Here is a 13,937-nt window from a genome sequence, read left to right on the forward strand (position 1 = left end):
GGCCAAACTTTGGCCTCTCACGGCAAGAGAAAGCGGGTTGCAAGCTATTCCAGGGCACTGAAATAAAAACTGATGCTGGCACCGGTTTGCAGGGTTTTTGAGGCGCCTTCGGTCAGTTCATCAGACTTGAGCACGGCCTCCACGCTGACCTCCTCATCCATCAGAAAGCGCAACTTAGGCTCGCTGCCATCGCGTTTACAGGCCCAGACCTGGGGTTGTCGCACCTCTGCGGTCGTCATCATCACCTTGCCGACACTGTTGTCAGACAGACTCACCAGGGTGCCAGGCGGATATATACCCAGCACCTTGACCAGCGCCGAAATCAACTGCTCCTGATGTTGGCCGACCCTATTTTTAAACAGATAACCCAGGGCAATTTGCGGTGACACCATCTCCTGACGCGCCAATTGGCTGTCGTAGTCATTGGCCAGTGCCACTATCTGAGTGGTCAGGGGCAGCTTGGCCAGCTTGAGCCCATCGGGGTAGCCTGAGCCATCGATAAACTCATGGTGATGCATCACTATATGCAGTACCTCATTGCCGAACAGGCCACTGCGCTTGAGCATGTCATAGCCAAAATTGGGATGCATGGAGAGAAAATTGCTTTCATGGGGGCTCAAGGGGCCGCGCTTGCGCCTGATGGCATCGGGCACCTTGAGTTTGCCTATATCATGCAGCAGTGCCCCCAGAGCAATATCCCTCAGCTTGTCCTTGGACAACTCAAGCGAATGACCGATCATCAAGGCCAGTACCGCCACCGATATCCCGTGCTGAGTCACGCTGGGAGCGCCTTCACCACTGGACACCAAGGCCAACTTGGGATTATCGGATTCCAACAGATGCTCCAGCATCAGCTCTACCAGAGCTGAGGCTTCACGAACGGCGCCTTCGGGATCGGACACCAACTTACTGACCACGGTACGACTGTCATTAATGGCATTCAAAAAACGCCCCTGGCTCTTGCGTATCGCCTTGCGGGCAGAGGCTTTGGGATCCGGTTTATTGTCCTTTGTTTGCTCTGTTGCCTGCTGCGCCTCGTCTTCCTCTTCAATCACATCATTGAGCAGCTCCTCGTCGGAGAGCAAGATGACATAGGGCACCCCGAGATTACGGATCATCTCTATCTGGCTGGCATCTTTGATTTCTATACGATTGAACAAAAAGGGATGATCTGTCCAGGACAGAGGCAACTTGACTGTAATGCCGGTTTGCAGGCGTGACAGCGGGAGATGGATCCTTTCAGCTTTGGCCACTCAAAGTTTCTCCAGAGAACAACTTGATAAACAAGGTTTTAAAAAACCAATACCCAAGAGTCTTAACTATAGACCATTGAAAACCAAGCGTAAGACTTCAGCGCCAAATTTATGACAAAAACAGCATATTTGACAGTGTTTTAGTTCCTAAACGGCCGCTGAAGCCCTTTTCTGTTCATATTTCATCCAAAATGGCTGCAATTGATAACTCTTTAAGCCGAAATATGCCAATGGGTTTCTGTTTTATATAGCAAAAAACCGCCAATCTTGCCTTGTATGTCACTCCAACTTGTCTTGTTTTTGCCAGTCGTTCAAATAGTGGCGCAAATGAGCCGACTTGGCGAGGTACAGCAAAGACCAGAACAGCAGCAAGGCATCCAGCGCCAGATTCCAACTGAACAGCCAGTCGCTGTGACCAAGACGCTGAATAAGCAACATGCCGTCTATCCCCAGCAACAGCGCCAACCACCAACGAATTTGCCGAAATAGTGGGATCACCACCTCAAATACCCGTTTACGTTCCGCCACGATCAAACCATAGACCAGCAAGGCGCCGGCACCGGCGGCCAGAGCCAATAGGAAGTCGCTCTTTTCCGGATAAAATAGCCGCACCAAAGCGGCCCTGTCGCTGGCCTGGGTAAGGGACGCGGCAAACACACACCAGCCGCGGGCCAGAAACAGTACTATGATGTAAAGCAGTAACGGCGGCTTGATATGACCGTTATTGTCGAGCCAGCGCACGTGTTCAAATTTAAGCAAGGGCAGAATTCCATCATTGTGACTCACCCAGACAGGGCCTGGCGCAGCCATCATAAAAAAGTAACCGAAAGCGCTCACGCTTTTGACTGACTCAGGCTTCTAGGCAGATGAACCTACAGGCCTTGAGTCCGAAGCATCTTCCAAAACAATGAGGTGGGTCCTGCGGCGGCGCAATTCAAGTTGTGTAAGGCAAATAAGCTAAATAAGGGGGGCCTGAACAGACTGTTTGGCTTTTTTGAGTTTGAAATGTTAAGAGTCCTTATCAACTCGGGTCAGTTGATGCTAAGTGAACATAAAAAAGCCCCGCAGCTTGGCGCAACGTAGATCAGATAAGCGGAGCTGCCTTGTGATTAACAGGATATTGGGTCTTTGATATTTTTACCGCCCTAGGCCGATTTGGCTTAGGGCGTTTGTCTATAAAAAGGATGGACAAGTCTCCTCGCAGACTGTTTAGACGCTTCGGCGTATTACCTGGTGACACCGCTTTGCTCATGACTTTGAGCTGACTTGCGATGAACTGACAAGCGTATTTAAAGCTGATTTCATTGGGCATTCGACCATGCTCTACTGCCGCCTGGCTCGCTTCTCGTCTCACCAAGTTATAACCAAAGTCGGCAAAGCAGTTTTGAATAGACATAAAAAATCGGAAACCTACAAACAGGTTTCCGATTATCTCTCATCAGGAGGATCGGTCAACCGATCCTTATCCTGATCTACGTTGCGCAGCTTAGCGGGGCTTAAACAGAGAAATAGAGCTCAGGGCTGCAGCAGCGCCAGCAGGCCGGCTTCATCCAACACCTTGACCCCCAGCTCATTGGCCTTGGTCAATTTGGAGCCAGCGGCCTCGCCGGCCACCACGCAGTCTGTCTTCTTGGAAACACTGCCGGACACTTTGGCGCCGAGCGCCTCCAGCTGCGCCTTGGCGTCAGTGCGGCTCATCTGGCTCAGGGTGCCGGTCAATACCCAGGTCTGCCCCTTGAGCGGTTGCTCGTCTTCAGACGGCGCTTCGATGGCCGGCCAGGTCACCCCGGCGGCCAGCAGTTTATCTATCACCTCAAGGTTGTGGGGCTGAGCAAAAAAGTGCGCCACATGCTGAGCCACTATGGTACCGACATCTTCCACTTCGATAAGCTGCTCGACATTCGCTTGCTTGAGGGCATCGAGCTCTTTGAAGTGCCGTGCCAAGTTGGCAGCGGTAGACTCGCCTACCTCACGGATCCCCAAAGCGTAGAGAAACTTGGCCAGGGTTGTTTGCTTGGCCGCTTCTATGGCCTGCACCAGATTGGTGGCCGACTTGAGCCCCATCCGCTCCAGCATGGTCAGGGCCGAAGCCGTGAGTGAGAACAGATCCGCCGGGCTCTCTACCAGCTCCTTATCGATCAACTGCTCGACTATCTTGTCGCCCATGCCGTCTATATCCAGCGCCTTGCGGGAGGCAAAGTGCTTGATGGCTTCCTTGCGCTGCGCTTCGCAGAACAAGCCACCGGTGCAACGGGCCACGGCTTCGCCCTCGAGGCGTTCTACCTGGGAGCCACAAACCGGGCATTGCTCTGGGAAACTGATCTCTTTGGCATCCTCAGGTCTTTTTTCCGGCACCACGGCAACCACTTGCGGGATAACATCACCGGCGCGGCGAATGATCACAGTATCGCCAACTTTGACCCCAAGGCGGGCGATTTCGTCGGCGTTGTGCAAAGTGGCGTTGGAAACTGTCACCCCACCGACAAACACAGGCTTGAGCCTGGCGACCGGTGTCACGGCGCCGGTGCGGCCTACCTGAAAGTCGACCCCTTCGAGTAGAGTCATCTCTTCCTGGGCCGGAAACTTATAGGCGATGGCCCAGCGCGGTGCACGGGAGACAAATCCCAGTGTCTGCTGCGCTTCTATGCTGTTGACCTTGAATACCACACCATCGATTTCATAGGCCAAAGCACTGCGGCGCGCCATAATATCCCGGTAGTAGTCATCCACTTCGCTGAGGTCCTTGGCAAGGCGGATCTCACTGCTGACCGGCAATCCCCAAGTTTTAAGCTGCTGCAACTGCCCAAGATGGGTGTCCGCCAGCGGGAAGGATTCCGGCTCAACCACACCCAATGCATAAGCGTAAAACGCCAGTGCCCGGGAGGCAGTGATCTTGGAGTCCAACTGCCGCAAACTGCCGGCGGCGGCATTACGCGGATTGACAAACAGCTTGTCTCCCTTGACCCGGTTACGCTCGTTGAGCGCCTCGAAGGCCGCCTTGGGCATGAATACTTCACCGCGCACTTCCAACAGCGGCGGATAATCATCGCCCCTGAGTTTCAGCGGCACCGCCCGAATGGTACGAACGTTTTCGGTAATATCTTCACCGACCGCGCCATCGCCCCGGGTGGCGGCGCGCTCCAGCACGCCATCGCGATAGAGGATACTGACCGCCAGACCATCGAGTTTGGGCTCGCAGCAATAGCTAAACTCGCCGACTCTGTCAGTCACCCGCTTATGGAAGGCGGCAAAGTCTTCTTCACTGAAGGCGTTGTCCAGACTGAGCATAGGTTTGAGGTGAGTCACCTGTTCAAACTTGGCCAGCGCCAGACCACCGACTCTGAGGCTTGGCGAGTCGCTGCGTTGCAGCTCAGGGTGCTCGGCCTCCAGCATCTTGAGCCGCTGCATCAGGCGGTCATATTCGGCATCGGGAATGCTGGGGTTGTCATCCACATAGTAGCGAATGTTGTGCTCGTTAATGGTACTTATCAGCTGATCAATTTCGTTTTCAATGGCTTGCATAAAAATTCCGCACAAAACAAAGGCCGCAGAGGCGGCCTTGGATAGAGAGACTCACACAGGCTCCCCGATGGATATCAGCCCTGAGCCCGAATACGGCCCAGGTAAGCTTGTTTGGTGTCCTGATGCCATAGCTGACGCTGGCCGTCCAGCAGATCGGCACCAAGATCATCCGCCAATTGATGGGCGGAATTGAGCATGATGGAAAAGTTCATCAGTGGATCGCCGTGACAAGGCAAGGTCATAAACAGGACTATCCCTTGAGTGTTGAACTGCTCCATGTTGTCCGGGTCAAACACCCCGGGCTTAACCATGTTGGCCAGGGAAAACAGCACCCGACCTGTGCCGGCGTTGTCTTCATGGCGATGGAAAATGTTCATGTCACCAAACTTGAAGTTCAGTGCCAACAGGCAAGGCAGCAGCTCAGCGCCGCTGAGGCTCTCGCCCTCTTTGGCAACCACATGCAGTACCAAAACATCTGTGGGATCGGGCAACTCATCGTGGCGCGATTCTTCCTTGGCCTGCTCGCGGGTCTGTTGTTCAGTGGCAAGTTGTGGCTCTGGCTGGCTGTTTACCTGATGACCGGCCTGGGCCGTGGTTTGAGTGTCGCTGTGATTATCCGCGCCCAGCCCAAGCTCCATCTGCATTTCGGCAGTATCTTCTTCATCATCGATATGCAACACAGGCTCTTGCCGTTGTGGCTTGCTGTTCACTCTCGGCTCGGGTTTGGCGCCTGAGAGGGAAAACGACTGTTCGCCTTCAACTTCATCCTGCTGAGGCGGCTGGAAACCAGGTTTACGCAACTTGCTGCTCTTGAGCTTGGGTGGCTTCTCGTCCGGCGAAACTTTACGCACCCTCACCTCACCAATTCCATCGGCATCGAAACCTTCGCTGTCACGCCGGGCCTGGTCCTTGTAGAAACCTGTCAGCGGATTTTCTTTCAGCGACTTGGGCTGTTGTTTGCGGATAGACCAGAAACCGTGAACCAGCACGGCGATGATGGCAATCGCACCCAACACAAACAATACCAGTTGCAAATTTTCCATTGGTTACCTGTTTTCCTATGGTTATCCGGCGTCGGCCATAGCCACCGCTTCTTCAATATCGACTGCGACTATGCGAGAGACACCCGGCTCATGCATAGTGACACCTATCAACTGATCAGCCATCTCCATGGTGAGTTTATTGTGGCTGATATAGATAAACTGTACGCTGTCCGACATCTCCTGCAAAAGGCGGCAGAATCTGTCGACGTTGGCGTCATCCAAGGGTGCATCGACCTCATCCAGCATACAAAAAGGCGCCGGATTGAGCCTGAAAATCGCAAACACCAATGATAAAGCCGTCAGAGCCTTTTCTCCACCCGAAAGTAGATGAATCGTGCTGTTCTTCTTACCCGGTGGCCGGGCCATGATGGTCACTCCGGTATCGAGCAAATCATCATCTGTCAGTGCCAAATAGGCACTGCCGCCACCAAATACCTTGGGAAACAACTCGCCCAGTCCGGCATTGACCTGCTCAAAAGTCGCCTTGAAGCGACTGCGGGTTTCCCTGTCTATCTTGCGGATCGCCTCTTCGAGACTGGCCAGCGCCTTGTTGAGATCTTCATCCTGGGCATCGAGATAAGCCTTCCGCTCTTTTTGCTGCTCATACTCTTCAATGGCCGCCAAGTTAATGGCGCCGAGGCGACTTATCTTGCGCCGAACCGATTCCAGCTGGTCCTGCCAGGGCGTTATTTCCGCCTCATCCGGCAGGTTTGCCGCCACTTCATGCAGCTTGATCTGTTGCTCGCTGAGCTGCGCCAATTGGCTGTCGGCCTGACCTTTCAATCCCTCGCGACGTAACTTTAACGTGCTGATTGTCTGAGTCAAGTGCTCCAGTTGTCCAAGCTGTTGTTTTTGCTTTAAAGCTGTACTATCCAACTGCTGTTGCTGCTCGGCAAGTTGGGCCCGGGTGCGCTCAAGCTCCGTCTGCATCCCGTGTTGCTGCGCAAGCAATCCTTCCAGGCGTTGCTCCAGCGGTTGCAGCTCGGCACTATCTGCATCTTGCTGCGGTTTATCCAGCAATTCCCTGCGCTTGTGCTCGGCCTGCTGCAACTGCTCGGTCAACTGTTTACGCCGCTGCGATGCCAACGCCAAGGCGGTTTTCTGCTCCGCCAGAGTCCCATTCAAGGTTTTTAACTGGCGCTCGAGTTCGCTCAGGCTGACTTTAAGGCTGTTTTTTTGCTGATTGGCCTCATTGTGGCGCTCACTCAGCAATCGCTCCTGCCGCTGGCGCTCATACAGAGTATCATCGGCAGCAAACTGACTCTCAATCAGCGTCTCCAGCTCAAACTGCTCCTGCTTGAGGCGCTCTTTCAACTCGGCGATTTCCGCTTCTATCTGTTGCCTTTGTCTGAGTTCGCGTGCCGCCTGCTCGGTGGCCGCCTCACAAGCCATCACAGCGCGGGTCAACGCCAGTTGCTGTTGCTGTAGCGCCTCGGACTTGAGCTGCTGAGCCTGCCTTAATTCGTTGAACCTATCCTGAGCCGCAGTGGTTTGTTGCTGCGCCTGCTGGCTCTCGCTTGCAAGCTTATCGAGCTCAGCCTGAATGGCGCCCTGCTCGGCAGTCAGCTTCACCAGTGACTGGCCATCCTCGGCGAGTGTCAGCTTTACATCATGCGCAAAAAGGTTGCCATCGCGGCAGAGGATTAGCTCCCCCTCTGCCAGCCCCTGCTCGAGCATGTTGGATGCCTGCTGCGCCGACTCGGCCCAGCGCACCCTGTTAAGCCAGGGGTTTAAGTTGACGCCGGCGCTGACCGGTCCCCAACTTTGGCGGCGAGTCTGAGCAAAACCTTGGCCATCAAATGGTTTGGAGTCAGGATAGACAGCGGCGCGCATCAAGGGGCCAAGCCAGGCCTCAACCACTTGCTCCCAACCGGCCTCAACCTGAATTTCCTGCCAAAGCTGAGTCAAGGCAGTTTGTGTTTCTTGCGTTGCTTGAGCGGCGCCTTCAAGCCACTGACTTATCAGCTCCAGGCGGCCAACTAGCCCCGAGCGGCGCTGCACCAACTGCTGCTCCGCTTGTCTTGCTTGCTCCAGCGCCTCCTGGGCCTTGGTCAACTCTGCGCCATGCCGTTCGATATCGGTTTTAGCTGCCGCCAATTGTGACTCACACAAGCTGACCTGCTGCTGAAGCTCTGCCGGGTTTGCCCCGTTATCGGCCTCAGGTTGCTGCAATCTTGCACTGAGCTTATCAAGCTGCTCGCTGCGCTGGGCATGTTGCTGCTTAAGATGCTGCTCCCGGGTAGCGGCCAGCTCCTGTTGATGCTTGATATCTCTGACCGCAGTCACCGCCTGTTGCAACTCGCCGGCAAGGCTTTCACTTTGCGAGAGCGCCGCTTCATACTGCTGGCTCAGTTCAAACTGCTGCTCTTCCAGCTCTTCCTGGCGCGGCAAATGTTGCTGCAAACTGTCATCCAGGGTTTGCTCCTGCTGCTTGGCCTGAGTCAGCTGTTCATTCAATGTGGCGATTTGCTGTTGCAGCGCACCCAATTCAGATGCCTGCTGTTTATCCCGTTCTTTGAGATACTTGAGCTGCTGCTCGATACGGGCGATTTCAGTGTTGTTGTGATAAAAATCGGCAACCTGGCGCTGCTCCTTTTCACTGAGTTCATCCTGAGCCAGCTTTTGCCGAGTCAGGCTCAACTCCAACTCTTGTTTCTGCGCCTGTTGCTGGGCCAGCTCTGTCTCCAGCCTTTCTATCTCGCTGTTTTGCGCCTCGGCCTGATCATTGAGCTCCAAAAAACGCATCACCAAGAGTTCGGCATGCAAGCGCCGCTCGCTTTGCTTGTATTCCCGGTAGCGTTTGGCGGCCTGAGCCTGAATCGTCAACTTATCCAGTTGCTTACCAAGCTCGGAGCGAATATCCCCCAGGCGCTCAAGGTTTTCACGGGTATGGCGAATACGGTTTTCCGTGTCCTTGCGCCGCTCTTTATAACGGGAGATGCCTGCGGCCTCTTCGATAAAGACCCTGAGTTCCTGAGGTTTGCATTCGATCAAGCGGGAGATGGTGCCCTGGCCTATGATGGCGTAGCTGCGCGGCCCAAGGCCGGTGCCCATAAAGATATCCGTAATATCCTTGCGGCGGCATTTTTGACCGTTGAGAAAATAAAGGGCTTCGCCATCGCGGGAGACCTGGCGCTTGACGGAGATTTCGCCGTAGTTGGCATACTGGCCGCCGATACGCCCAAGGGTGTTGTCGAATACCAGCTCAACGCCGGCGACAGAAACAGGCTTACGGGCACTGGAGCCGTTAAAGATAACATCGGCCATGGAGTCACCGCGCAGGTGTTTGGCCGAGCTTTCACCCAGCACCCAGCGCACGGCATCAATCACATTGGATTTACCGCAGCCATTGGGGCCGATAATGGCCGTCAGCGGATTGAGAAAAGGAATTTTAGTTGCATCGACAAATGACTTGAAGCCAGCGAGTTTTATCTGTTTGAGTCTCATATTTGCCGTTGGATGTCAGTGCCGATTGTTTTTGTTTTGCGGGCCAATCCTGAAGGGAATTCAATAGCCTGATTGAAACGCCGCCGTCCTGGCCCAATAAGCTGTATAAGCGCTGTCACTTTAGCAAAGCGGGCCGCATTTTGTAACGCTTTTTATTCCCTTGGCTGCGTTTTTCCCTTGTTTTCGTGGCCTTGGTTGCTCAAAATCGGCCCTAAGTGTTCTTTTATTGAGAGTAAGTGGTACATGTCCGCATCTTCAAGACCCGCCAAGAGCGGCGTCAACTATTTTCTCGAAGGCTTTAGCCTAATCAAACGTCCGGGCTTGCGCAGCTTTGTGTTTATTCCGCTGATGATCAACCTGCTGTTGTTTGCCGGGGTCATCTATTTTGCCATAGGCCAACTGGGGAATGTGTTTGCCTGGCTCGAAGGCCAACTGCCCGACTACCTCAGTTGGCTTAATGTGATCCTCTGGCCACTGGCGATTATCACCCTGTTGGTGCTGCTGTCGTTTATCTTCAGCTCTGTGATGAACTGGCTGGCAGCACCATTTAACGGCCTGTTGTCCGAAAAGGTGGAACAACTGCTGACCGGCAAGCCGCTCAATACCGGCGGCACCTTGGATTTAATCAAGGATCTGCCGCGGATCCTCGGCCGTGAATGGCAAAAGCTGGTGTATTACCTGCCGCGAGCCATACTGATCTTGCTGCTGTTTTTTATCCCTGTGATTGGCCAAACCGTTTTCCCTGTGGTCTGGTTTATCTTCAGTGCCTGGATGATGAGTATCCAATACTGTGACTATCCGTTCGATAACCACAAGGTGGCGTTCAAAGAAATGAAGTTTGCCTTGAAAAATACCAAGGGCAGCAGTATGAGTTTCGGCGCTGCCGTCACCCTGTTTTCCATGATCCCGATAGTCAACTTTATCGTGATGCCGGTTGCCATTTGCGGTGCCACCTCCATGTGGGTCGACAAATATCGTGAAGCCTATCGCAATCCTGCCATAGCGCCAGATTAAGCGCCGTAAGGCCAATTGAGACACAAAAATGCCTGCAGTTGCAGGCATTTTTATTGCTGAGGAAAGCTCTGTCTTAACAGGCACGCAGAATTAAACTGCCGATGGAGTAACCCGCACCAAAGGAGCTCAACAGGCCCAACTCCCCCTGTTTGAAGTCCTGGTGATATTTATGGAAAGCGATTACCGAGCCGGCCGATGCCGTGTTGGCGTATTGATCCAGCACCACGGGCGCCTTCAAAGGCTCAGGGGTTTCACCCAGGAGCTTTTTCACCACAAACTGGTTCATATTGATATTGGCCTGATGCAGCCACAGACGCTTGAACTGCTCGGGCGTGATACCTGCTTCTTCGAGCTGCCCATCCAAATGCTGGTATATCATGGGCAGCAGCTCTTTAAAGACCTTGCGCCCCTGTTGATGAAACAACTTGTCTGCCTCGCCGGAAGTGGCCGGATCACAACGGTTAAGGAAACCAAAGTTGCTGCGGATATTGTTCGAGTAATGAGTAAAGCAGCGGCTCGACAGAATTTCAAAGGCTTGCTGGGCGCGGCAAGTTGCGGCCTGCTCCAATACCAAGGCCGTGGCCACATCACCGAAAATAAAATGGCTGTCGCGGTCACGATAATTGACCTGAGCCGAACATATCTCAGGATTGATGACCAACACGCGCCCGGCGCTACCACTGCGAATGGCATTGGCCGCTGTCACCAGGGCAAAAGTCGCTGAGGAACAGGCAACCTGCATGTCAAAGCCATAACCCCGGGTGCCGAGGGCTTGTTGAATTTCAATCGCCATCGCCGGATAGGCCCGCTGGGTGTAGGCACAGGCGACTATCACCAAGTCAATGTCATCCGCCTTGAGGCCGGCATTATCAAGCGCTTGCTTGGCCGCATGCAAGCCCATTTCAGCCTGCAGTGACAGGCTGTCGCTGGCACGTTCAGGGATCATCGGCATCATGACTTCAGGATCCAAGATCCCCTCTTTGACCATCACAAATCTGTGTTTGATGCCTGACGCTTTCTCGATAAATTCACTCGATGAGTAATTCAGCGCCGCCACATGGCCAAGATCTATCTGGGCACGGTTCTCGGTATTGAACAGGTCAACATACTGATTGAAGCTGTCCACCAGTTCTTGATTGGTTATTCCTTCCGGAGGGGTAAACAGCCCGGTACCGGAAATGACAATCGCATCCTTCATAAACTACCTTCTTATTGTTTTGTGACCGGATCCGCCTGCAGCACAGTCTCTATTGGACTCATGCGTGGCTTACTCAGATCGATGACAACTGTTGCTGAGATCTTATCCTGGATGGCTTGCCTGTTGGCATCCCAAAAAATCTGCAAGAAACCCAGCAGTCCAGTGGCAAAGCCTGCACCGTATCCCCCGTAACGGCCAAAGGCGTCCCATAGGGAAAGCTTACCACCTCCGAGGGCAATCACCCGCACCCGCATGATTTTTTTGCCTAAAGTCTGACCATCAAACCAGGCAGTGAACAAGGTAAAATAGAATGCCGCCCAGCCAAATCCAAACCCGAGGTCATTGAGCATCCCCTTGGCCCAAGCGAGCAGACTGTATTGTGTTTCTTCCTCCTGCTCCTGCTCGTCCTCTTCAGCTTCCGGTCTTGAGTCGTCTTCGGCAGATGCTGGTTGGGTTTGTGTGTCGATTTTTGCATCGTTTTTTACATCGGTTTGTGCGTTAGCCATTTCATTGAGTGCCGCTACAGACTCGGGCTTCATTGAAGCCAACTGCGGCATCAAGTCTGCATTTATCGCCGCAATATCGGCTGAAGCCAGCGGCAAGTCATCCAATTCACCTTGCAACATGGTCTCGGCCTGGGTACGTGACAGCCCTGCCTCAGCCGCGGCATTGACCAGCAAACCCGCTTCATGTTGGGCGCAGGCCTTGTCCTCACACAAACTCAAACGCAACAGCTGCGGCGTCAAGGTCAGCAGTGTCTGCCCCTGAATTTCATTATCGCGACGCTCTTGCAGGCCGTTGACTTTTATCATCTGCGGCACCGCAGACCAAAGCAAAACCACCGCCATAAACAGGTACAAAAACCCCTTGGCCCAAGTGGAGATCCTGTTGGCGTGATTGTGTATATAGTAAGCCAGCAGGCACACCAAAAGCACAAACAGCGGGCCGGCCTGTTCGGCCAGTACTGCTATCAACAAACCGTCTATCGTGATAGCCAGCGCCCTTTTCCAAGGCTTTGCCAAGGGGGTGTAGAGTAGCTCCGGCGCCACACTGAATGCGGCCGGTGTCACTATGCTGCGGGGATCTTTGCCCGGATACAGCTTAAAGCCGCTCTTTTGCCCGGTTCGATTCGGATTTGCCTCCTCGGCATTGAAGTTGTGATCCAAGCCTGCTCTCCTATTTGGAATAGAATGTTGATTTTTGGTTAACATCGAATTGGCGTTGAGATTAACATAAAGCTAAACTGGCTTACTCCGAAGTTACGAATAACAGAGATTCATGTAATAACTAAAAAGAATAAAGAAGAACAAAGATTCACTTCTCTTTGATCTCATGGAGATTATGCTTTAGGGATGCAATCAAAGGAGGCCAGCAAGCCATGAGCAAAATTTTCGAAGACAATTCCTACACCATTGGTAACACTCCACTGGTTCGTCTTAACCGCGTCAGCAACGGCAAGGTGCTGGCCAAGGTAGAAGCCCGTAACCCAAGCTTCAGTGTCAAATGCCGTATTGGTGCCAATATGATTTGGGACGCCGAGAAAAAAGGCCTGTTGACCAAAGACAAAGAGCTGATTGAGCCCACCTCGGGAAATACGGGTATTGCGCTGGCCTATGTTGCCGCGGCCCGAGGTTACAAGTTGACTCTGACCATGCCCAACACCATGAGTCTCGAGCGCCGCAAGCTGCTCAAGGCACTGGGCGCCAACCTGGTACTGACTGATGGTGCCAAGGGCATGAAAGGGGCCATCGAAAAGGCCGAGGAAATCCGCCAATCGGCGCCGGATAAATATCTGCTGCTGCAGCAGTTTGACAACCCGGCCAACCCTGAGATCCACGAAAAAACCACAGGTCCTGAGATCTGGAACGATACCGATGGTCAAATCGATGTATTTGTTGCCGGTGTCGGTACCGGCGGCACCATTACAGGGGTGAGCCGTTATATCAAGAACACTCAAGGCAAGGCGATCACTGCTGTGGCCGTTGAACCAGCCGACTCCCCCGTGATCAGCCAGACTCTGGCGGGCCAACCTGTGCAGCCGGGTCCGCACAAGATCCAGGGCATAGGCGCCGGCTTTATTCCGGGTAACCTGGATCTGGAGCTGATTGACAAGGTAGAGCTGGTCACCAATGACGAAGCGATAGAGATGGCTCACAGGCTGATGAAAGAAGAAGGCATTTTAGTGGGGATCTCCTCCGGTGCCGCCGTCGTTGCCGCCAACCGCATCGCCGCCCTGCCAGAATTTGCAGACAAAAACATAGTGGTGATCCTGCCATCTGCCGCCGAGCGTTATCTGTCCTCGGCCCTGTTTGTCGGCCAATTCGGCGATCAGGAAAACGTGCAGTAAGTAAGCATAAACCGCAACTTGAAAGCCCTGTCTAATGACGAGGGCTTTTTTATGCCAACGTCTCGTCCTGAAATCAAAAGGGGTAATAACCACATATTTGCCCTCTTGATCAA

9 protein-coding genes and 1 pseudogene are annotated in these 13,937 nt (G+C 53.5%); 2 read left to right on the forward strand and 8 right to left on the reverse strand.

Annotated elements, in window-relative coordinates:
• Window positions 1–44 precede the first annotated feature (44 nt).
• The 6 genes and pseudogenes from N512_RS0103050 to N512_RS0103075 form a co-directional block, all read right to left on the reverse strand.
• Window positions 45–1,253 (reverse strand): HD-GYP domain-containing protein, encoded by a 1,209-nt coding sequence (locus tag N512_RS0103050; RefSeq protein ID WP_028779362.1) that lies wholly within the window; start codon window positions 1,251–1,253, stop codon window positions 45–47.
• 279 nt (window positions 1,254–1,532) lie between these two features.
• Window positions 1,533–2,012 (reverse strand): DUF2919 domain-containing protein, encoded by a 480-nt coding sequence (locus N512_RS0103055; RefSeq protein WP_037436491.1) that lies wholly within the window; start codon window positions 2,010–2,012, stop codon window positions 1,533–1,535.
• 325 nt (window positions 2,013–2,337) lie between these two features.
• A pseudogene (locus tag N512_RS22110) lies at window positions 2,338–2,619 on the reverse strand (IS4 family transposase); the annotation flags it as partial.
• Window positions 2,620–2,768: 149 nt separating this feature from the next.
• On the reverse strand, window positions 2,769–4,775 hold the full coding sequence (gene ligA / locus N512_RS0103065) for an NAD-dependent DNA ligase LigA (RefSeq protein WP_051472622.1): 2,007 nt from the start codon (window positions 4,773–4,775) through the stop codon (window positions 2,769–2,771).
• Between the two features lie 74 nt (window positions 4,776–4,849).
• The gene (zipA, locus tag N512_RS0103070; protein WP_028779365.1) at window positions 4,850–5,818 is read right to left on the reverse strand and encodes a cell division protein ZipA; all 969 of its coding nucleotides are present in this window, start codon (window positions 5,816–5,818) and stop codon (window positions 4,850–4,852) included.
• 21 nt (window positions 5,819–5,839) lie between these two features.
• Window positions 5,840–9,265: a chromosome segregation protein SMC gene (locus tag N512_RS0103075; protein ID WP_028779366.1), complete on the reverse strand. Its 3,426-nt coding sequence runs from the start codon at window positions 9,263–9,265 to the stop codon at window positions 5,840–5,842.
• A gap of 243 nt (window positions 9,266–9,508) precedes the next feature.
• Here N512_RS0103075 and cysZ point away from each other — a divergent pair, with 243 nt between their 5' ends.
• A complete protein-coding gene (gene cysZ, locus N512_RS0103080) occupies window positions 9,509–10,279 on the forward strand; it encodes a sulfate transporter CysZ (protein ID WP_028779367.1) in 771 nt (256 codons plus the stop codon).
• 73 nt (window positions 10,280–10,352) lie between these two features.
• On the opposite strand, the gene N512_RS0103085 is transcribed toward cysZ, so the two are convergent.
• On the reverse strand, window positions 10,353–11,477 hold the full coding sequence (locus N512_RS0103085; RefSeq protein WP_028779368.1) for a beta-ketoacyl-ACP synthase III: 1,125 nt from the start codon (window positions 11,475–11,477) through the stop codon (window positions 10,353–10,355).
• Between the two features lie 11 nt (window positions 11,478–11,488).
• Window positions 11,489–12,643: an RDD family protein gene (locus tag N512_RS0103090; protein ID WP_051472623.1), complete on the reverse strand. Its 1,155-nt coding sequence runs from the start codon at window positions 12,641–12,643 to the stop codon at window positions 11,489–11,491.
• Between the two features lie 212 nt (window positions 12,644–12,855).
• Here N512_RS0103090 and cysK point away from each other — a divergent pair, with 212 nt between their 5' ends.
• Window positions 12,856–13,824, forward strand: coding sequence for a cysteine synthase A (gene cysK / locus N512_RS0103095; RefSeq protein WP_025011786.1), 969 nt, complete (start codon window positions 12,856–12,858; stop codon window positions 13,822–13,824).
• The last annotated feature ends 113 nt before the right edge of the window (window positions 13,825–13,937 follow it).

Source organism: Shewanella sp. 38A_GOM-205m, assembly GCF_000518445.1.
GTDB classification, from domain to species: domain Bacteria; phylum Pseudomonadota; class Gammaproteobacteria; order Enterobacterales; family Shewanellaceae; genus Shewanella; species Shewanella algae.